General features: G+C 58.0%; 21 protein-coding genes. 9 read left to right on the top strand and 12 right to left on the bottom strand.

Going from position 1 to position 19551, the window contains the following annotated elements; genetic code table 11:
- Positions 1 to 100: 100 nt before the first annotated feature.
- A complete protein-coding gene (locus Q7U76_04750) occupies positions 101 to 673 on the top strand; it encodes a hypothetical protein (protein MDO8355680.1) in 573 nt (190 codons plus the stop codon).
- A gap of 58 nt (positions 674 to 731) precedes the next feature.
- On the opposite strand, the gene Q7U76_04745 is transcribed toward Q7U76_04750, so the two are convergent.
- The 3 genes from Q7U76_04745 to Q7U76_04735 all read right to left on the bottom strand — a co-directional run bounded on the left by Q7U76_04745 (position 732) and on the right by Q7U76_04735 (position 3935).
- Positions 732 to 1763 carry an NAD-dependent epimerase gene (locus Q7U76_04745; GenBank protein MDO8355679.1) on the bottom strand — a complete coding sequence of 344 codons (1032 nt, stop codon included), beginning with the start codon at positions 1761 to 1763 and terminating at the stop codon, positions 732 to 734.
- Positions 1764 to 1780: 17 nt separating this feature from the next.
- Positions 1781 to 3418: an MBL fold metallo-hydrolase gene (locus tag Q7U76_04740; GenBank protein MDO8355678.1), complete on the bottom strand. Its 1638-nt coding sequence runs from the start codon at positions 3416 to 3418 to the stop codon at positions 1781 to 1783.
- A gap of 73 nt (positions 3419 to 3491) precedes the next feature.
- Positions 3492 to 3935, bottom strand: a complete 444-nt coding sequence (locus Q7U76_04735; protein ID MDO8355677.1) for a VOC family protein — start codon at positions 3933 to 3935, stop codon at positions 3492 to 3494.
- A gap of 158 nt (positions 3936 to 4093) precedes the next feature.
- On the opposite strand from Q7U76_04735, the gene Q7U76_04730 reads away from it, so the two are divergent.
- Positions 4094 to 4939, top strand: a complete 846-nt coding sequence (locus tag Q7U76_04730) for an SUMF1/EgtB/PvdO family nonheme iron enzyme (protein MDO8355676.1) — start codon at positions 4094 to 4096, stop codon at positions 4937 to 4939.
- A gap of 8 nt (positions 4940 to 4947) precedes the next feature.
- Entirely contained in the window at positions 4948 to 5790 is an 843-nt protein-coding gene (locus Q7U76_04725; protein ID MDO8355675.1) for a uroporphyrinogen-III synthase, read from the top strand.
- 1 nt (position 5791) lies between these two features.
- Here the strand turns inward: Q7U76_04725 and Q7U76_04720 are convergent, their stop codons facing one another.
- From Q7U76_04720 to Q7U76_04700, 5 genes are all read right to left on the bottom strand, one after another.
- A complete protein-coding gene (locus Q7U76_04720) occupies positions 5792 to 6718 on the bottom strand; it encodes an SUMF1/EgtB/PvdO family nonheme iron enzyme (protein MDO8355674.1) in 927 nt (308 codons plus the stop codon).
- 20 nt (positions 6719 to 6738) lie between these two features.
- Positions 6739 to 7332, bottom strand: a complete 594-nt coding sequence (locus Q7U76_04715; GenBank protein MDO8355673.1) for a hypothetical protein — start codon at positions 7330 to 7332, stop codon at positions 6739 to 6741.
- A 45-nt stretch (positions 7333 to 7377) separates the two neighbouring features.
- On the bottom strand, positions 7378 to 8379 hold the full coding sequence (locus Q7U76_04710) for a zinc-dependent alcohol dehydrogenase family protein (protein MDO8355672.1): 1002 nt from the start codon (positions 8377 to 8379) through the stop codon (positions 7378 to 7380).
- Between the two features lie 268 nt (positions 8380 to 8647).
- Positions 8648 to 9259 carry a YceI family protein gene (locus Q7U76_04705; GenBank protein ID MDO8355671.1) on the bottom strand — a complete coding sequence of 204 codons (612 nt, stop codon included), beginning with the start codon at positions 9257 to 9259 and terminating at the stop codon, positions 8648 to 8650.
- Positions 9260 to 9320: 61 nt separating this feature from the next.
- Positions 9321 to 10316 carry an energy transducer TonB gene (locus Q7U76_04700; GenBank protein ID MDO8355670.1) on the bottom strand — a complete coding sequence of 332 codons (996 nt, stop codon included), beginning with the start codon at positions 10314 to 10316 and terminating at the stop codon, positions 9321 to 9323.
- Positions 10317 to 10407: 91 nt separating this feature from the next.
- On the opposite strand from Q7U76_04700, the gene tdh reads away from it, so the two are divergent.
- Both tdh and Q7U76_04690 read left to right on the top strand, forming a co-directional pair.
- Complete coding sequence (tdh, locus tag Q7U76_04695) at positions 10408 to 11442, top strand: L-threonine 3-dehydrogenase (GenBank protein ID MDO8355669.1); 1035 nt, start codon at positions 10408 to 10410, stop codon at positions 11440 to 11442.
- Positions 11443 to 11528: 86 nt separating this feature from the next.
- On the top strand, positions 11529 to 12719 hold the full coding sequence (locus Q7U76_04690) for a glycine C-acetyltransferase (protein ID MDO8355668.1): 1191 nt from the start codon (positions 11529 to 11531) through the stop codon (positions 12717 to 12719).
- Between the two features lie 98 nt (positions 12720 to 12817).
- Here the strand turns inward: Q7U76_04690 and Q7U76_04685 are convergent, their stop codons facing one another.
- The 4 genes from Q7U76_04685 to Q7U76_04670 all read right to left on the bottom strand — a co-directional run bounded on the left by Q7U76_04685 (position 12818) and on the right by Q7U76_04670 (position 15459).
- Entirely contained in the window at positions 12818 to 13693 is an 876-nt protein-coding gene (locus tag Q7U76_04685) for a VacJ family lipoprotein (protein ID MDO8355667.1), read from the bottom strand.
- A gap of 234 nt (positions 13694 to 13927) precedes the next feature.
- Positions 13928 to 14233, bottom strand: coding sequence for an alpha/beta hydrolase (locus Q7U76_04680; GenBank protein MDO8355666.1), 306 nt, complete (start codon positions 14231 to 14233; stop codon positions 13928 to 13930).
- Between the two features lie 11 nt (positions 14234 to 14244).
- Positions 14245 to 14688 carry a hypothetical protein gene (locus tag Q7U76_04675; protein MDO8355665.1) on the bottom strand — a complete coding sequence of 148 codons (444 nt, stop codon included), beginning with the start codon at positions 14686 to 14688 and terminating at the stop codon, positions 14245 to 14247.
- Positions 14689 to 14721: 33 nt separating this feature from the next.
- The gene (locus Q7U76_04670) at positions 14722 to 15459 is read right to left on the bottom strand and encodes an outer membrane beta-barrel protein (GenBank protein MDO8355664.1); all 738 of its coding nucleotides are present in this window, start codon (positions 15457 to 15459) and stop codon (positions 14722 to 14724) included.
- Positions 15460 to 15645: 186 nt separating this feature from the next.
- Between Q7U76_04670 and Q7U76_04665 the strand changes: the two genes are divergently transcribed.
- The 4 genes from Q7U76_04665 (at position 15646) to Q7U76_04650 (ending at position 19516) form a co-directional block, all read left to right on the top strand.
- Positions 15646 to 17001 (top strand): NAD(P)/FAD-dependent oxidoreductase, encoded by a 1356-nt coding sequence (locus Q7U76_04665; GenBank protein ID MDO8355663.1) that lies wholly within the window; start codon positions 15646 to 15648, stop codon positions 16999 to 17001.
- Positions 17002 to 17026: 25 nt separating this feature from the next.
- Complete coding sequence (locus Q7U76_04660) at positions 17027 to 18073, top strand: hypothetical protein (protein MDO8355662.1); 1047 nt, start codon at positions 17027 to 17029, stop codon at positions 18071 to 18073.
- Between the two features lie 76 nt (positions 18074 to 18149).
- Positions 18150 to 19109, top strand: a complete 960-nt coding sequence (locus tag Q7U76_04655) for a polysaccharide deacetylase family protein (GenBank protein MDO8355661.1) — start codon at positions 18150 to 18152, stop codon at positions 19107 to 19109.
- On the top strand, positions 19106 to 19516 hold the full coding sequence (locus Q7U76_04650; GenBank protein ID MDO8355660.1) for a hypothetical protein: 411 nt from the start codon (positions 19106 to 19108) through the stop codon (positions 19514 to 19516). The genes Q7U76_04655 and Q7U76_04650 overlap by 4 nt, the downstream gene beginning before the upstream one ends.
- The last annotated feature ends 35 nt before the right edge of the window (positions 19517 to 19551 follow it).

Genomic DNA, 19551 nt, shown 5'->3' with positions numbered 1-19551 from the left:
CTAGTGGACTAACTTATCGTCACCTTCGGTGAGTATAATTTTACAAAGGTGAACGAAGATGCAATTCCTGTCTGTTCCACCGTTTCAGGAGAGGTGCTCTATGCAATTAGCCCAGGTGTTCACGATCGCCTCCGTGATCCTCACCCTGACCTCCACGCCGGCATTCTCCGATACCACCGTCCCCTCCGATCCCTTGCAGATGCGCCAATGTCCTCAAGCAGACGGGAGCACCCTCTACACGAATAAAGACCTCCCGGGCTGCACCATGATGACCCTCAAACCTCTCTCCGTCGTGCCCTCCCTTGACGACATGCCGACCTATCGCCCTGCCGTGGCGATGGCGCCTCACTACGATATCCCACCGTACTCCGACCACAATCAGACCGGTATGGCCGGAGGAGGTCAGACCGTCCCCGACTGGGCCAAAGATTGGCATGCCAGCGTCGCGTCAACGGGGTCAGTTCAGGCTGAGGTCTGTGCAAAGTACGGGGAATGGCTCCATCTCACCGAAAAAACCCGTGGCGGGTTCTTCTATGGGGCAGATCCCTCGTATGGCGGAGATCTTTCGGGCAGGAATCAACGAGGCGCGAGTTATTCCTTCTACGACAACGCGCGATACGTGACGCTCTCGAAGCTGTTCGGGCAAGGATTTGTGCCGATCGGCTGCCCCTAACAGTCAACTGAGCGCGAGAGACCAAGGGGCGCCGGCTTCTCTGAAGGGCTGGCGCCCCTTACTTTTTGTAGAACTCCCGATACCACTTTACGAAACGCCCGATGCCGTCCTCGATCGACGTCGCTGGAGCAAATCCAACATCTCGCGTCAGGTCTTCGACATCCGCATAGGTTGCAGGCACATCGCCCGGCTGAATCGGCAAGAGTTTCTTCACCGCCTTCTTGCCTAACGCCTGCTCCAAGACCTCGATAAAATGTAACAACTCCACCGGCTGATGATTCCCGATATTGTAGATCCGGGCCGGCGCCGAGCTGGTTCCGGGATCGGGCTTGTCTCCGAACCAGGCAGCATTGGGCGTCGCCGTATGATCCAGGGTTCTGATCACGCCTTCGACGATGTCATCGACATAGGTAAAGTCTCGTCGCATCTTTCCATGGTTGTAGACCTCGATCGGCTTCCCCTCCAGAATCGCCTTCGTGAAGATGAAGAGGGCCATGTCGGGTCTTCCCCAGGGGCCATAGACGGTAAAAAACCGCAGACCCGTGCAGGGCATCCGGTAGAGATGCGCGTAACAATGGGCCATGAGTTCATTGGCCTTCTTGCTGGCTGCATAGAGGGACACCGGATGATCGACGTTATCGTGAATCGAAAACGGCATCTGGGTATTGCCGCCATAGACGGAACTCGACGAGGCATAGACCAGATGCTCGACCTTCGTATGCCGGCAGCCTTCCAGAATGTTCAAAAACCCTTCGATGTTACTGTCGGTATAGGCATGCGGATTGACCAATGAATAACGCACCCCGGCTTGCGCCGCCAGATGGACCACGCGCCGGATCGGTTGCTTCGCGAAGAGCTTCTTCATGCCGGCCCGATTGGCCAGGTCGAGCTTCGTGAATGAAAACGACTTGAAGGCCTTGAGCTTCGCGAGCCTCGCCTTTTTCAATCGCACATCGTAGTAGTCGTTCAGGTTGTCGAGTCCGATCACCTGCTCGCCTCGCTCCAGCAATCTGGTGGCGGTATGAAACCCGATGAATCCGGCGGCACCGGTCACGAGGATCGGAGCCTTCTGAGTCTTGCGCGTGGCCATAGTGAGTCCTTATTGAGTTATCGAGATGGTGTGGTGCGGCCGGCTTTCATAAACGGCGGATCGCCATGGTCGAGACGGTAGAGCGACAGAGGCGTCAAGGCCTCTCCCGTCTTCATCGGTTCCACCAGCCCATCGGCCGTGCGGCGGAACAGATCCAATGCATGGCCGTGATGATACCCGCATCCGTGCTTGGAAAGAAGATCTTTGAGCATTTCCGGCCGTTCCCAGTGGGCCGTCAACAGGGCTGTGCGGGCGGGATTTCGTTGGCTGAACATAAACGAGAGATGGTCCGGATACCAATCTGCGCCGCCGGTAGCATAAGACACAAAAAGCCTGGCCTGAGCCGCCGCGCACACCTCGGCAAGATATTCGTTCGTGAGATAGCCGTTCTCTCCCACATCGAGCCATTTCCCGGGATGCGACAAGGGAGCATGGGCTGCATGGCCACGGATTTCGAGCAACTGCTGTTGTGACGCAAACACCAATGGAATTGGGCCATGCTGCTGCACGAGTGACTGGATCACGCCGTCCCTGAGAGCGGACTTGCCGCTATTCGTCGGCCCGCTGTCTGCGTGGACGAGCACGTTATAGCCCCGATCGGCGATGAGATAACAGTTGCGCGGCATCTCCAGATCGCAGGGATCTTCTCCATAGAAAGGCACAGAGTAGACGGCCCCTCCTTCGAAATCCCAACGTTCTCCATGGGCCAATTCGATCACGCGACCGAATCCCAGTTCTCGCAAGAGCGACAGGTAATCGTAGGAGAACATCCGCCGATTCCTTCGGCTCGGCACGATGATGGGCGTGTCTTTGGGCAGGTGCAACAGCGTACGAGGGTCTACATGATCGTCGTGATCATGCGTTAAGAACACCGCAGCCGGCTTGGGCAGGAGCGATCCCCACAAGGACGGGATGGAGGATTCCGCAAACCAGGGAAGCAACCAGGGATCGAACAACAGCGCCTGGTCCCGTTGCCGATACAGCAAGGCGGCATGACCGAGATGGACCATGTCTTGATCCTGGACTGTCTCGAACCAACGGGATCTGACAGAGGCAGTGCTCGAGCTGACCAAACATTCATGCTGGTGAAGAGATTCGATCAATCGTGTGAGCAGGCGTTCACCGTCTCGCCCCGAGGTTGCCACCACCGTTCTCACTTCATCGGTCTGATGCGTACCGTCCAACAACCCGAGAACTTTGCCGACCACCGGCCCCAACTGCCGCTGGTCGAACCCGATCGGAATGGCTTGCCGCTTCACAGAGTGGAAGATTCTGAGCCCACCGTTGGTGACCGTAGTGGACTTGGAGGGGTCGGTCGGAAACTCCCATTGAAACGTCCCATCCGGCTTCCGTCCACAGCGAATGTGTTGCTGCAGATAGGGACGTGCGCTGACCGCCTCCGCATAGGCATCTTCCAATCGTCGCTGGCGATCGGAGTCGTCGACCGGAGCCCGCTTGGAAAACACATCGCTGATGGCCGTATCGATCGCGCTGGCCAGGAGGCTATGGGCTTCTTGGAGACTGGCCACGACTTCCGGCGCGACCCCTGCGACAAAGGGAAAGGGCCCCGGAGCCTCGGCGCTTTCCAGTTGAACCCAGGCCCAGGGCGCGAGACTCAGATACTGATGTTTCGGCAGACTGTCCCAGATCTTCATAGTCGTGCTGGGTGATGCGTGATGCGTGATGGGTGCGGAGCGGGCCTATGCCTGTCATTCAACCGATCACACATCACCGATCACTCGTCACTTCCCATGTGAGCTTGCTGATGGTGGGTTCGAACAAGGCTTGAATGACATTCCCATCGGGATCGGAAAAGTAAAAGGAATAACTCCCATCGCGATGCTGCTTCGGCAGCTTCTCGACCTGCCCGCCTAACTGCGCGAGACGAGGCTCGACGTCTCGATACATCCGTTCGACCGCCTCAGGGTTTTCAAGAATTACGCCGATGTGATCCAACAATTGCCCCTTCACCGGTTGATAGGCCGACAGCTCCGATGGCGGGATCTGGTGCAGGGCTAAATTATCGGAACCGGAGCTGAAATACACATTGTCAGAATCCGGTTCCCAGACGACCTTCATCCCCAGCAATTGTTCATAGAACGTACGCGAACGCGTAAGATTCGTGACGCGTAGCGCCACATGTCGCAATCCTCGATGGAGCGGAGCACTCATAATCATCCTCAATTCTGTCCGTATAGTAGGGAGCCCTTCCTCCTCCGTCAACGAAAAACCCAACGAACAAGAATACAATTCGATCAGCTGACGGCTGCGCTTCCTCACCCGGCTATGATACGATGCCCCTTCAGATCTTGAATAAGGAGTCCACCACGATGTCTATTCCACCAAGGCTTGTTTCGACTGTACTCGGTGCGCTGCTCAACCTCTCTCTGGTCTTCGCAGCCGACCAACCGCCTCAGGCGCTTTTCACACCACCAACGGGTAAAGACGGCGCGCCGATGGTCGTGGTCCCGGCCGGTTCTTTTCCGATGGGAGTCCCACATGGAGACCGGGATGGCGGGCGCGATGAATACCCACGGCATGACGTCTTTGTGGACACATTTTTTATCGATAAATTCGAAGTGACGAACAGTCGTTATCTGGAATTCGTCAAAGCCACCGGCCATCGTGTTCCACAAAATCCCAAGAACCCGACGCGAAACCTCTGGCAAGGCAACACGATCGCTGAGTCACTGACCGACCGGCCCGTGATCAATGTGGATTGGTTCGATGCGGAAGCCTATTGCGCCTGGGCGGGCAAGCGCCTCCCCACCGAAGCCGAATGGGAAAAAGCGGCAAAGGGCACGACCGATCGACGATTCCCATGGGGGAATGTCGAACCCACGGTGAAACATCTCAATTTCAATCAAAAGTGGATCGGTGAAAAGACCCTCATGCCCGTCGGGAGCTATGAATTGGGCAAGAGCCCCTTCGGCGCCTACGATATGGCCGGCAACGTCTGGGAATGGGTCAACGACTGGTACGACGCTCGCTACTACGAGAAGAGCCCGGCGAAGAATCCGCAAGGCCCTGAAAGCGGCATCAAGAAAGTCATTCGGGGTGCCGGATGGCAAAATGAGACCCCCACGGTCCGCATCTTCACGCGCGTGGACAGCGATCTGACGATTCGGAACGAATCGACCGGTTTCCGCTGCGCCATCACGCCGCCCGTCCAATAGAGATCGTCATGAGCGGACAGGGATTCTCTGGCCTGACGGTCACAGCATTCGAAAGCCGTATGGCCAGGGAGATGACCCGGCTGATCGAGCATCATGGCGGGCAGGCTCGCGTGGTTCCAGCCCTCCAGGAAATCCCCATCCAGGACAACCCCGCGGCGTTGCGCTTCGGCGCCAAACTGGTCGATGGATCGGTCGATATCCTCATCCTGATGACGGGCATCGGCACCACGACCCTCTTCGACATTCTCCAATCGCGCCATCCCATGGCCTCGATCATCGCGGGGCTCACGCACACGGCCATCGTCGCTCGTGGCCCCAAGCCCGTCGGGGCCCTCAAGGCCCTTGGCCTCACACCGACTCTTACCGTACCGGAACCGAACACCTGGATTGAGGTGGTCTCCACACTCGACGAGTACCGTCCCGTCAAAGGCCTTCGTGTCGCCGTGCAAGAATATGGCACGTCCAATCCTGAACTCTTGGAAGCCCTGAGACAACGTGGCGCAGACGTCTTTCCCGTACCTGTCTACCGTTGGGCGCTCCCGGAAGACAGGGGTCCCTTAAAACAGGTGCTGGGCGAGATCATCGCTGGTACCGTTCAAGTGATGTTGATCACCAACGCCGCGCAGATCGATCATGTCATGCAGTTACTCGAAGAGGAAGGCACCACCGCGCATTTCAAAGAGGCCTGCAAAAAGATGGTGGTGGCATCCATCGGTCCGACCGCCAGCGAACGCCTCCACCATTACGATCTCCCCATCGACTTCGAACCCTCTCACCCGAAGATGGGAATCCTGGTCAAGGAATGCAGCGAGCAGACTCGCTCGCTGCTTCAACAGAAGCCATCAGCGTAGACTAGTTCGGCTTCGCCTCCTGCGCTTGCCCGTCACCTTGTACATCTCTTGCGCAGCGAAAACCCATCCAGTTCATCTTGGTGTTCGGGTCGGTCCCGTTGCGTTGCGTAGTCCGTACGCTGGGTGTGCTATCGATCCAGCCGCCGCCACGGAAGCTCCGCTGCGTTCCCTTCTCTGGCCCCTTGGGATTCTTATCCGGCGCAGTCGCGTAGTACTTGGGGTCGAACCAATCTTCCACCCACTCGGCCACATTACCCGCCATCTGGAACGTGCCGTAGGGACCGACCGCATTGTCGTACTTGTCCACAGAAATGATCGGCGGATAGAGCAGTAGCCGCTCGGGGCGATCGCGCACCGGGCCCGACAAGCCGGTCCGACCGAAGTTCGCACGCGACAGACCCGCTGGCTGGTTGCCCCAAGGATAAATCCGCCCATCTTCCCCACGCGCCGCCTTCTCCCACTCGGCCTCGGTGGGGAGGCGCTTGCCAGCCCACGCGCAGTAGGCAGCGGCATCATCCCACGATACGTGCATCACCGGATGGTTGACCATGGTGTCCTGAAAGTTACCGCCGTCATATTGCCAGTCGATCAGCGGCGCAAAACCTTTGGCGAGGGTGTACTTCAGATATTGTACGGTGGTCACTTCGAATTTATCGATCTCGTAGGCATCCAGATAGACTTTCCGCTGGGGAAACTCCGCCGGGTACGCATTGCGATCGATCTTCCGATCGCTTCCCATCAGGAAAGGCCCCGCGGGAATCATGACCATGTCGTCGTGAGCCGGCAGCTTCGCCCGCTCGGCAGCAAGCTTCTTTCCTTCAGGAGTCCATTCCCGGACGACGTCGGACACATCCAACGCATACACCGCCCCACCCACGCCAATCAACCCTGAGATCACAACACCAACGATGATTCCACATGCTCGCACGATCCATCCTCCTTGCTGCGTTACATACCCGGCGCAATCGGCTCCGGGGCTGCCTGTTTCTGAAAATCTTCCAACGGCTGAAAATTGAGCGGCAGGTTAAAGAGGTAGTCCGAGACCGAGCGCAGCTTCACATGCTGGTACTCCACGATCCAACTCCCGTCTTTCTTCGCCAGCTTCATCGGGAAATGCATGTCCGTCGCGACCCACTGATAATAGACCTCGACCAGCTCCCCCTGCTTCGTCGTCACTTCATACAGAACGGTCGGGTGGCCTTCGCGCACTTCCGTCCCGATCTCCTGCCGCGACACTTCCCCCTCCAGCCGTTCGCTCACCCTGAGATCCTGCTCATGACTATAGGGCATCGTTTTGAAATGCTTCATCCTCGAAAGCAGCAACCACACGACCTGCTTATCCTTGCGCACGATACTCACGTTGACCGGTCCCATCGAATGGTGCTCGATCCGCCACATCTGGTCGCGGTAATAGATGACCGCTTTGTGCGACTTACCGTCGATCTTCGTGACTTGATCGGCCGTAAACTCCAGCGCCCAGGCCGGTAGGCCGACGAGCAGCAGGCTGCAAGCAATACACATGGCGAGACCGATCTGACGCATAGCGGAAAACTCTACCATAAGCCCATGCTCACTTTCTTCTGGTGGTTACGCGAGGACGAGTACACCGGCTCCTGAATACCGTCCGGCTTTCAACTCTTGCAGCGCACGATTGGCGTCAGCGAGAGGGAATGATAGGGTTTTGGGTTTAATCGGAATCGCAGCCGCTTCGCGCAGGAGATCGAGCCCGTCCTGCCTCGTATTAGCCGTCACACTTCGAATGACCCTCTCTCCAAAGACCTCGCGATCGTAGTCGAGCGAGGGAATCGTCGTCATGTGAATACCGGCGAGAGTAAGCGTGCCGCCGCGTTCCAATGCACGCAGAGCCGGCGGGACTAATTCACCGGCCGGCGCAAAGATAATCGAGCCGTGGAGTTTATCCGGCGGCCGGTCGATCGCCCCGCCCACCCAGACGGCGCCCAAGTCATGTGCGAGACGTTGATGTTCCGGTTTCAACGAGCTGACATAGACCTGACAGCCCCAATGACGGGCAATCTGGATGGCGATATGAGCGGACGCGCCAAACCCATAGAGACCGAGCCGTTGCCCCGGCTTGATGCCGCTCAAACGCAAGGCGCGATAGCCGATGATCCCGGCACAGAGAAGCGGAGCCGCTTCCTCATCGCTGAAGATCGGTGGAATCGGATAAGCAAAGGCTGCCGGAACGAGCGCATACTCCGCATATCCGCCATCGACCTGATAGCCGGTAAACCTGGCACGCTCGCACAGGTTCTCGCGACCGCTCGCGCAAAATTCACAAATGCCGCACGTGCGCTGCAGCCAGGCGATGCCGATTCGCTCGCCGACCGTCCGCTCACTCACGCCGACGCCAACCTGACTGATGATCCCCACGGCCTGGTGGCCGGGAATGAGCGGAAGCGTGGGATTGGCCAACTCGCCTTCGATGACGTGCAGATCCGTCCGGCAGATCCCGCAGACGGTGAGGCGAACCAAGACCTCCCCAGGACCTGGCTGTGGTATCGGACACTCGCACAGCCGCAGCGGAGCGGTCTCCACATCCGCCGTGCGCGCCAGAACCATCGCCTTCATGATTGATTGCTCTCAGGAAGATGAGACTCGATGCGCCGATTATTGGTCACGCGTATAGCACAACAGGGAAACACTCTTGCAGGCTGTTCAAAATGACCGTCCGGCAAGGCCGCAGCAAGCGAAGTAGCGAGGCGTACCCTCGGGGCGCACGGTGCGACGAGTAAGGAGCACCAAGTTTGTGCGCGCCGCCGAGTGGTGAGGCGGCCGGGTCCCCGTTGAGCCTCTGAGCGAAGCGAGAACGAAGCCGGCGGGCTTTTTCAACAGCCTGCTAGGGTTTCGCCTTGATACATTCAATATCCAGCCTGATCTGAACCTCATCGCCGACCACGAGCCCGCCGCTATCCAACGTCTTGTTCCAGACCATCCCGAAGTCTTTACGATTCAGCTTTCCCTCCGCATTGAAGCCGACCCTGGTATTGCCCCAAGGGTCTTTCGCCGCCCCGTTATAGTGGCCCACCAGGGTAATTTCCTTGGTCACGCCCCGCAACGTGAGATCGCCCACCGCCGTATAACCCTCTGCGGTTTTTTTATAGCTCCTCATCTTGAAGGTCATCGTCGGTGCATGTTCCACATCGAAAAAATCGGTATTCCGCAAATGGGCATCCCGTTTTTCGTGATTCGTATTCACCGACCCGGTCTTGATCGTGGCCTCAATCGCCTTCACCGTGCCGGCTTCGGCATCCATGTCGATAAACCCGGTATAGTCCATGAACCGCCCCGTCGTCTTCGATACCAGCATGTGCGCGACGCGAAACTCGATCGACGAATGTTCAGGATCCACATTCCAACGAGCCGGTTCTGCATGACTCTCCAACGGAAACCAGACCACCACTCCGAACAGGACACATAGTCGCCAACTCTGCATTCTTCGCTTCAACATACGACACTCCTTTGGGATCACATCGATCGGTATGACCGACAAGGCCTGAATGGAATAACCGCTACTTCTTCGAAGGCTGGCCGGACACATCAGGTTTGCTGGCTGACGGATTCCCCACCGCCTGTACATCGCGAGACCGTACCCGGCTACCGGTTCGCATCCGGATATGCACGTCCACCGCGGCCTCCCCCAGCTCACTAGGAAACGGCAGAAACGGTTGCGCATGGACCACGGCATAAATTCCTGCTTCGTCGATTTCACGGGCGCCGGAACCCTTCTCAATTTCAATCAACTGAGCGCGGCCGTTGGGAAACATCTTGAAACGGACCTTCACGGTTTCGCTGCTCGCCGCATGCCGGATTCCGCGGACCTGGCGAGCCCAACTCTTGCTGATCAGCTGACTGACATGCTGCCAGTAGGCCTTGCCCTCCCCGGGAGAAGCAAACGGGACCAAATCTTCCTCGGCTAAGACACTCGTCGAGATCGGCTCCACAGCAGTTTGCACTTCATCCAGAACCACATCATCGCCCCGTGATTCCTCGGAGCGGACAGGGAGCAACTCACTCGTCTCATCGACCGGTTCTGACCGATCCATCGTCACATACACGACCCGACGCATCAGCCGTTCGAGTTTGTCCTGGCGGGATCGAGCAAAGGTCACTTGGACTCGCGCCGCCCTGGGTGGCACAGAGGTCCGACTCATCGGGATGGGCTCGAGCGTCACCGTCCCCTTCAGTCCCATCGACTCTGCATCCGGCTCCAACGTGACCGTTTGAGCTTGAAACGCCATCGATTCACAGATCGCCACTACCGGAGTCGTCCCGGAGGTGACACCCCCAAGCACGATCGTCAATGTCACGGGCTTGCCGGTTTGCGGATCGCCCATCGACTCTGCTTGGCTTAATTCGAACTGCGCCCAACGCTTCGTGGGACCCGGCGAGGGAGCTGTCTGTGGGGATGATGCGGAATAGGCGGGTGAGGGAGAGCCGGGAGCCAAGCATGCGGCGCAACAGATCCCCGCCACGATCACAAGGCTTCGGTGGTACAGCGCCTTCATAGGCTGCATCCTACCGATCTCGCCGCACCTGTGCAACTCGGTGTTCCCAGTAGGGGTAGGCGGGGTCCAATCGCTGGTATACAATAGACCCATGCAGGCTCTTGTCAAAACATCGGCGCAACCGGGATTGACCCTCAGCACCTGCCCCGATCCACAGCCGGGCCACACCGATGCGGTCATCCGCGTTAAAGCCACGTCGCTCTGCGGAACAGATGCCCATATTTACAATTGGGACCCTTGGGCCCATAGCCGCATCCACCCGCCACGGATTATCGGTCATGAAATGTGCGGCGAGGTCGTGGAAGTCGGGTCCGAGGTCACCTTGGTCAAGAGAGGGGACTATGTTGCAGCCGAGTCGCACCTCACATGTGGTCACTGTTTCCAATGTCGTACCGGACAGGCGCATGTATGCAAGAACTACCGCATCCTGGGAGTCGACCTCGATGGGTCGTTTGCAGAATACATCGTCTTGCCTGAAGCCGTGCTCTGGAAGACTTCACCCGCCATTCCACCGGAACTCGCCTGCGCGCAAGAACCGCTCGGCAACGCCGTGGATGCCGCCTTAGTCGAAGATCTCACGGGACAGACGGTGCTGATCACCGGCTGTGGTCCGACCGGACTCTTCGCAGCCGCTGTCGCACGAACGGCCGGTGCCGCCATCATCATTGCATCGGACGTCAGTGCCTACCGCCTGGACCTTGCCAAACAGGTCGGTGTCGATCATGTGCTCAACGCTAAAACTGAAACCGCCGATCGCATCGCCGCCGCCATTCGTGACATCACCGCCGGGGAAGGGGTCGATGCCTCCCTCGAAATGTCCGGAAACCCGATCGCATTACATCAAGCCTTCAGTGCCGTGAAGAACGGCGGACGTGTGACGCTCTTCGGCATTCCAACCGGATCTGTGTCGTTCGATCTGCCGAACGAAATTATCTTCAAAGGCATCCGTGTGTACGGCGTGACAGGCCGCCGACTCTTCAAGACCTGGTACCGCTTGGCCGGACTCTTCCAGGCTGGGCTGAATATCAAGCCGATCATTACCCATACTTTTCCCATGAAAGACTTTGCGCAGGGGTTCGAGTTGATCAACTCAGGACAATGCGGGAAAGTGGTGCTGATTCCGTGAAAGGCTAGAGGCCAGGGGCTAAGGGCAAGAGGTTCGAGAGGGAACCCTCTAGCCGCTCGCCCCACGCCGCTCGCCTGAACTATGTTATGGCCTACCACTCACTCAAGAAATCAGTCTCAGCCCGGCTCGCAGACATCCGCGTGGCGGGCCTCTACAAATCCGAGCGGCAGATCCTCAGTCCGCAGGGGGCCGAGATTCGCGTGGCGCAAGGTGAGGTCCTCAATCTCTGCGCCAACAACTATCTGGGGCTCGCCAACCACCCTGACATCAGACAGGCCGCTATGGAAGGGCTGCACGAACATGGCTACGGCATGGCCTCCGTCCGGTTCATCTGCGGCACGCAGGATCTCCATCTACAGCTCGAACAGACACTCAGCACCTTCCTGGGTACCGAGGACACCATCCTCTATAGTTCCTGCTTCGATGCCAACGGCGGACTCTTCGAGGTGCTGCTCGGCGAGCAAGACGCCGTCATCAGCGATGCCCTGAACCATGCCAGCCTGATCGATGGTATCCGTCTCTGCAAGGCCACCAAGCTTCGCTATGCGCATTCCGATATGGCGGACCTGGAAACCAAGCTGCATGACGCGACAGCCTGCAGCCTTCGCCTAATCGCGACGGACGGGGTCTTCTCCATGGATGGCGATCTCGCGAAACTCGATCGGATCGTCGAGCTGGCGGAACGGTACGATGCAGCCGTGATCGTCGACGACAGTCATGCAACCGGTGTGCTCGGACACAATGGCCGCGGCACGCCGGACCATTTCGGCGTGGCGGACCGGATCGAGATCGTCACCAGCACATTGGGCAAGACCTTGGGCGGCGCAGCAGGCGGGTTTACATCCGGACGAAAAGAAATCGTCGAGCTGTTGCGCCAGCGGTCGCGACCCTACTTGTTTTCGAATTCACTTCCCCCGGTCATCGCCGCAGCGGCTCGACGGGCCGTCATCCTGGTAGCCCAAGGCGACCAGTTGCGAACCAGGCTGCGCGAGAACGCCGCCTTCTTCCGTGCGCAACTCACCGCCTTCGGGTTCCGGCTCATTCCCGGCGAGCATCCCATCATCCCGGTCATGTTGGGCGACGCCTCGCTCGCGACCAGAATGGCAGAGCGGCTGTTGGAAGAAGGGATCTATGTCGTGGGATTCAGTTATCCGGTTGTGCCGGAAGGGCAAGCGCGGATTCGAGTCCAGATGTCGGCAGCCCATACCAGACAACAACTGGAACGGGCCAGCGCTGCCTTTGCCACAGTTGGACGTGAACTGGGTGTCATCTTATGACACAGGCAAGGGGCCAGAGGCGCGTGGCAAGGGGAACGATGGGCCGGAAATCTTACTCCCCCCTCTAGCCTCTTGCCACGCACCCCTAGCCAGTAGCATCATTCTCGGACTGCCTTCGCCCGCTTCTGCAGATAGGCATTACGGACAGCCGTATAGAGATCGAGCGTCGCCTCCTCGACTCCCTGGTATTTTTCAAGATTTCGCGAGCGCTCATTCACAATCTCTTCTACGCGGGCGCCGAATTGGATCACGCTGGTCGTCGTCCGATTCTTATGCGCGATGATCGAGGGAACATTCTTGACCTCGATGAGCGGGGCAACCAGCCAGTTGATCGGGTTTAAAAACACGTCGCCAACGTAGCCGGTGAAATCTCTGACAGTAAAGGGAGGCAACAACGGCAACACCAAATAGGGGCCCGGCTTCACGCCGTAATGTCCGAGTGTTTGGCCCATATCTTCTTCAGGCGTCTCTAAGCCCATGTCTTTGGCCACGTCGATGAGCCCCGCCCCACCGATCGTGCTGTTTACCAAGAACCGTCCGACTTCGATGCCGGCCCCCTTGAACTTGCCCTGAAACATATTGTTCAAGAGGCGCGGCGGAAAACGCAGATTATAATAGATGTTACTGATACCGATCTGGACCCAGTCCGGCAAGAGAAAGTTATACCCCTTCGCGGCCGGCTTGAGCACAAATCGGTCGACCTGACGGTTGAACTCGAAGATATTGCCGTTGAACGATTCCCAGGGATCGTACTCCTCGCCGGCTGCTTCGTCGGCTCTGGCAAATGGATCGAGGAGTTCGTCCGGCGCCGTATCTTGCTGTGCCGTAAGAACCAGCACCGAAGACTGGTCAACGGCCGGCCTCGCGTCGCTCGCCCCCTGGGTCTGCACTGCGCCGGACTTCCCCGCACAGCCAGTAACCAGCATCATCCCAACCGTCAGCAGACTCAACGTCAGCACACGAAAAGAACTCATCAGCCCGGCCTCCTTCACCCACATTGCAGGAACAGGTCTCTTTCGGCCGCCATCCCCCTGCCCCTCTGAGCAGGCATTCTGGTCAACCGACGGCACTCTACCAAATGCCGGCGCGATCTCCAATCACTTCTTACGAAATTCTGGCATGGGACGCGATAGGCCTACTCTATCTCGGTCTGTCGGCCCATTTCCTCAAGTCTTACCAATCTGATGCGAGTACGGACTAGCAGGCTGCTAGGATCGGATGGCGGCTTGAACAAACTCTACCCACCGCCGGAAATAGGCTGCGCCACCGACCTGATAGGTGTTGTTATGATCGGCGCCCTCAATGAGATAAAAGGACTTGGGTGGCTTCGCTGCTTCAAAAACTTGCCGACCCAATTCGAGCGGAATGATGTCGTCTCTATCACCGTGAATAACGAGCTTCGGCAGCGAGAGCTGCGGAAGGCGATCGATGAGTTTGAAATTTGCCCCCAACAGCCAATGAACCGGCAACCCACCGTAATGGAACTTGGCCACCGCTTCGATGGACGGAAACACCGATTCGAGTATCAGCCCCGCAGCAGGCTTCTGAGAGGCCAGTTCCCCCGCCACAGCCCCACCGAGCGAACGCCCGAAATGATGATGCGTTCGGAACGGATCATTCTCGTACGAGTCAGATAGTCGTAAGCACCCAGCGCATCCTGATAGAGCCCTTCCTCCGAAGGCCGTCCTTGGCTCCGACCATAGCCGCGATAGTCGAACAGAAACACCGACAGGCCTAACTGATAGAGCAACTTCAGATTCTCCAGTCGATGGATCACATTACCGGCATTGCCATGGCACCAGAGTATGACCGGACGATCGGCTTGCGCTTCGACATACCACCCGAACAGGCGCACTCCATCGGTGGACTGAAACCACACCTCTTCAAGCGGCAAGCCGGTAAGCCGCGCCCAGTCGCGATCTTGCCAGGGCTCAGGATGATAGACGAAAAATTGATCGAGGATGCTCATAGCAGCTTCGGACAGGTTGGCTTCGCTGTCAGCTCAGAACGACCATCCGATGCCGCCGGATACGATATGGGTCTGGAAATCCAGCTTGATCCGCTGATTGCCGGCGCCGTCACTGTCCCAACTATATTTGGTCGCAAAATACTTGTACTCGCCGAACAGAAATAGTTTCTGCGTCACGAAGGTGCGGACGCCGCCGAGAAACTGATACGCGAAGGCGAAATCTCCTGAACTGCCAGTGAGTCCCACGTTGCCGCTCGTGATGTTCACGTTATAGAGGATGCCGGTCGACGTACCGCCCCCGACGCCGATGTAGGGCTGGACGGTCTCGCCTGGATAACGCAATATCAAGTTGTACATCGTATTGACGGCAATCAGACTGCCCTGCGCCTGAGTCGTGCCGGTGCCGGACGTGGTCCGGGGAGCCCGGACGCTTCCGCCGAGCCCGAAGGCTTCAATCTCAGCGCCGAGAATTTTCTTCGTGAACCAGGGATAGGCGTCGAACTTGATCCCGGCGCCGATCGTGCCACGCACATCGGTATGAGGAATTCGACTCCCGCCGACGGAAAGATCTTTATCCTGGGGGAAGAGGCCCATGACATGGCCGCTTAAGTAGAGATCGAATTTCTTGGCTGGTGGAGACGACGGAACCGGCGTCGGAGGCACCTCCTGTGCTAACGCCACACCTGCCCACATTGACAGAATGCCTACAAATCCGAATAGAAACAGGGGAAAAGCCCCGACAAGCCTGGCCGTCCAAGTCGTTTCGCTCATAGCCGCAACCACATCCACACAATTGCGCAGTAGGGAAATATTCTCTCGGAAGCTAGCACGATCTACTCACAGAGGCAACGACGAGACATTCCCGGCGTTGCCTTTCCAATCGGGCCTTGACCTAGCAACGTTGTCGCTTCTTGGGTATACTCCGCCCCACTCGATTACCATGTCATGAGGTTGTCCATGTCTTCCGTCCCTTCCGCAGACTCACATACGACTCCGACTCCATGCGACGTCCTCGTGGTCGGAGGCGGTCCTGCCGGCTCGACCATTTCAGCGTTGCTGGCTGAACAGGGCTGGAATGTCCAGGTCTTGGAGAAGGATCCGCATCCTCGCTTCCATATCGGCGAATCGCTGCTCCCCCAAACCCTCCCGATCCTCAAGCAATTGGGTGTGTTGGCCGACGTCGAGAAGATCGGAATCGTGAAATACGGTGCAGAGATGGTCTCGCATCGTTATGGCCGGACGCAGATGTTCTACTTTTCCAAAGCCTTCGATGAATCCCAGCCCTATGCCTTTGAAGTCAAACGATCCGAATTCGACGCCATCCTCCTGAAGAATGCCGTCGCCAAGGGCGCGCAGGTCCACGAAGGTGTTCGGGCCGAGCGCGTCGAGTTTCGTCCAGGGACGACGTCAATTGTGCATGCGCAAGACAAGACCGGAAATCCCATGGCCTGGGAGACCAGATTCGTAGTCGATGCGAGCGGGCGCGATACATTTCTTTCCGCACAACTGGGAGGAAAGCAACGCAGCCAGACCCATAACAGCGCCGCCATCTTCGGTCACTTTGAGGGTGTCGGCAGGTTGCCAGGCAAAGACGAGGGAAATATCACAGCGGGCTGGCTCGATCACGGCTGGTGCTGGTTGATCCCTTTCAAGGACGGAACCACCAGCGTCGGAGTTGTCTGCTGGCCTGACTACATCAAATCGCGCACGACTCCCCTCGATCAATTCCTCCTGGACACCCTGAGGCAATCCCCCCCGATTGCTAAGCGGATGAGTCAGGCAAAACTCCTCACGCCCGTCTATGCGGCGGCGAACTTTTCCTATCGGCGAGAGACCATGTCGGGGGACGGCTACCTCATGGTCGGCGATGCCTTCGCCTTCATCGACCCGGTCTTCTCCAGCGGCGTCCATTTGGCGCTGAACAGTGCCGTGCTCGGCGCGAAAGTCGTCGAAGCCCACCTGCGCCATTCACCGGACTACGCGCAACGGCTCCGGGAGTTCGAGCGGATGGTACGGCGGGCCATCAACACGTTTTCGTGGTTTATCCACCGCTTTACCCAGCCGGCCTTTCAATCGCTCTTCGTCTCGACCAACCGGCCGCCGAAAATCGAGCGGGCCGTCTTGTCGTTGTTAGCCGGGGACGTGTACGAACAACGTCAGGCACGGTTCCCTCTTTTCCTCTTTAAGGTTTGCTATTACACGGTTTTCATGTTGAATTGGAAAGAAAATTGGGCCGTCTCCCGGCGCAGAAAGCTCGGTACGTCGACGACGGTCACCGAGCTGCAGGATTACGCCGTCAAGCAACAATCTTAACCGGTCAATCAGCAGGAGCCGCCACGTGGGACAGAGTCAGACTCAGATGGCCTCCCGAAAAGACCCTTCACTCTCGGCCTCACCGGCGCTGCCCCACTGTGTATTTCTTGAGACGGCACAGGTGAGCTCCTGGCTGAAGACACATCACGTGAACCCGCTTGCCATCGTCTCCTTTGGCAGCCACGTGCCCGATAGCTTTCCTTGTCCCGTCATTCACCTCGACCTCCCGGAGCTCGCCGGACCCTCTCGCCTCGAAGTGTGGAGCACAACGGACCAGATCAAGTCCTATCGTGACGAGGGATTTTCAGCCTCGGCCAGTGGAAACGTTCTCTTTGGAACGGTGACCCTCACTGAACAGCCGGGCCAACCGATCGAAACCGTGACGGAGCGCGCCTACCGCCGGCTGTTCTCTTGCTTGCACGACTTGTCCTATCAACACATTTGGCGGATCTGGAACTATTTCCCCGACATCAATGGCTTCGCCAACGGGCTTGAGCGCTATCAGGGATTTTGCCTGGGGCGGCACCGTGCCCTTGCAGACATGCTGCCTGGCTTCCCTCACTCACTTCCCGCAGGCACCGCCGTGGGCACCAGGTCTGGTCCCTTGCAAATCTACTTCATGGCGGGAACCCTTCCCGCGACGCACCTCGGGAATCCCCGGCAAGTCCATGCCTACGAATACCCCCAAGATTACGGACCCCGGAGTCCGTCCTTCGCGCGGGCGACCCTGTCTCGATCTGAGACCCGCTCGCAACTCTATATTGCCGGGACGGCAAGCGTGGTCGGACATACCAGCCAGCATGTGGGCCTTCCCAAGGAACAGACGCTCGAAACGATCCAGAACCTCAAGGTCTTGCTCCCTCATGCTGAAAACGCAGCCCACAGGCATTTCACAGGGCCACAGAGCGAATCCCTGTATAAAGTCTATGTGCGGGATGCAGCCCATCTATCCGAGGTCCGCGAGGCCCTCCGCAGCTTCCCGTTATCCTCGAATCAGGTTCTATTCCTTCAAGGAGAACTCTGTCGCAAGGAACTGTTGATTGAAATCGAAGGGCTCATCACCTCGGACTGATTCCATCCATGCGATATCCTGCATCGTCTGTTCAACAACCATCCCAGCTCCCCATCATGCTCGGGAGCCATTTATAATGTTCAGGGGTCGTGCCACACATCTCCATGCCGTCGATAGAAACGGACATGGTGCGATCGCTCCCCCGCAGTTTTACTTTACGATCGACTGCGATTGGGTGCCCGGCTCTCACTCGGGACTCGAACTGCTCCTCAGCCTCTGCGATCGCTACCAGCTCAAGGGCACGATCTTCTTCGCGGGACGCTTCGCGGAAGCCTATCCGCATTTGGTCAGAGACTGTCACGACCGCGGACACCAGTTAGGCACACATGGGTGGGCCCACGGCGGGCTGGAGGAGGACGAAGATTTCCGCACGGCCAGTTACGAGCAGCAACGGGAATGGATCAGCCGCGCCACCGAGGCTGTCGAACAAGCCGCCGGTATTCGTCCGGTCGTATTCCGCGCGCCCAACCTCTCGATCGGTGAAACCACGCTCCGCGCCCTCGAACACGAAGGTTATCGATACGACTCTTCCGTTCCTGCCAGGCGATTCGACATGGGGCTTGGACGAGTCCACTATCTGAAATACTTCTGGGCGCCACGAGATCCCTATCGGCCATCGCGGGAAAATTTGACGACACCCGGCGAGGGTCCCTTGACCGAAGTCCCTCCCTCCTCGTGCCTGTTTCCGATCAACCTGGCGACACTACGCACACTCGGCCTGCCGATGATTCAACGCATGATTCGCTGGATCGGGCGCAGTTCGCGCCATCTGGTCTTCTACTGCCATCCCTCGGAATTCGTACTCGCGAAGCATCAGGTCTTTCCGGACGCCATGTCCAAGTGGAACCAGAAGGGCATGTGTCCGGCCAACCTCTCGCTGGTCGAAGATTTGATCGACCATGTCCTCGAGCGCGGCTATGCCCCCACGCATATGATGGAGGCGCCGGCGCGTGAACTTGACTTGAGACCGCGAATGGGATTAAGAGCAAAGAACTTTCAGTCGAACCGGGCCTATCCAAAGGAGGGACAGCGATGAAACAGTTGCTATCTGGAATTCTTGTGGCATGTCTGGCTGTCGTGATCGTGACAGGCTGCCGAGGTGCAGGACAAATCTACAATGTCAAAGAAGCGCCGATTGCTTCGTCGACCGGTAAAGAGCTGACATTGGATCAGGTTGGCAAGGCGATCGTGGATGCGGGGATCGGGCTCAGATGGATCATGGTGATCACCAAGCCGGGCCAGATCGTCGCCACGCAAAATGCCCGAAGCCACACCGCCATCGTCGATATTGCATACGACACCAAAACGTACAGCATGACCTATAAAGATAGCGTCAACTTGAACTACAACGCCGAGAAACAAACCATCCACGAGGCATACAGCGGCTGGATTCGCAATCTTGATAACGCCATCAAGGGTCGGCTCGCTGCAGCAGGCATGTAAGACTTATCACCCTCTGCCGCAGATCTGCGGCAGAG

The organism is Nitrospirota bacterium (assembly GCA_030645475.1).
GTDB lineage: Bacteria > Nitrospirota > Nitrospiria > Nitrospirales > Nitrospiraceae > Palsa-1315.
The sequence above is the reverse complement of the archived record's forward strand: the minus strand, read 5'-3'. Positions and strand labels throughout refer to the sequence as shown.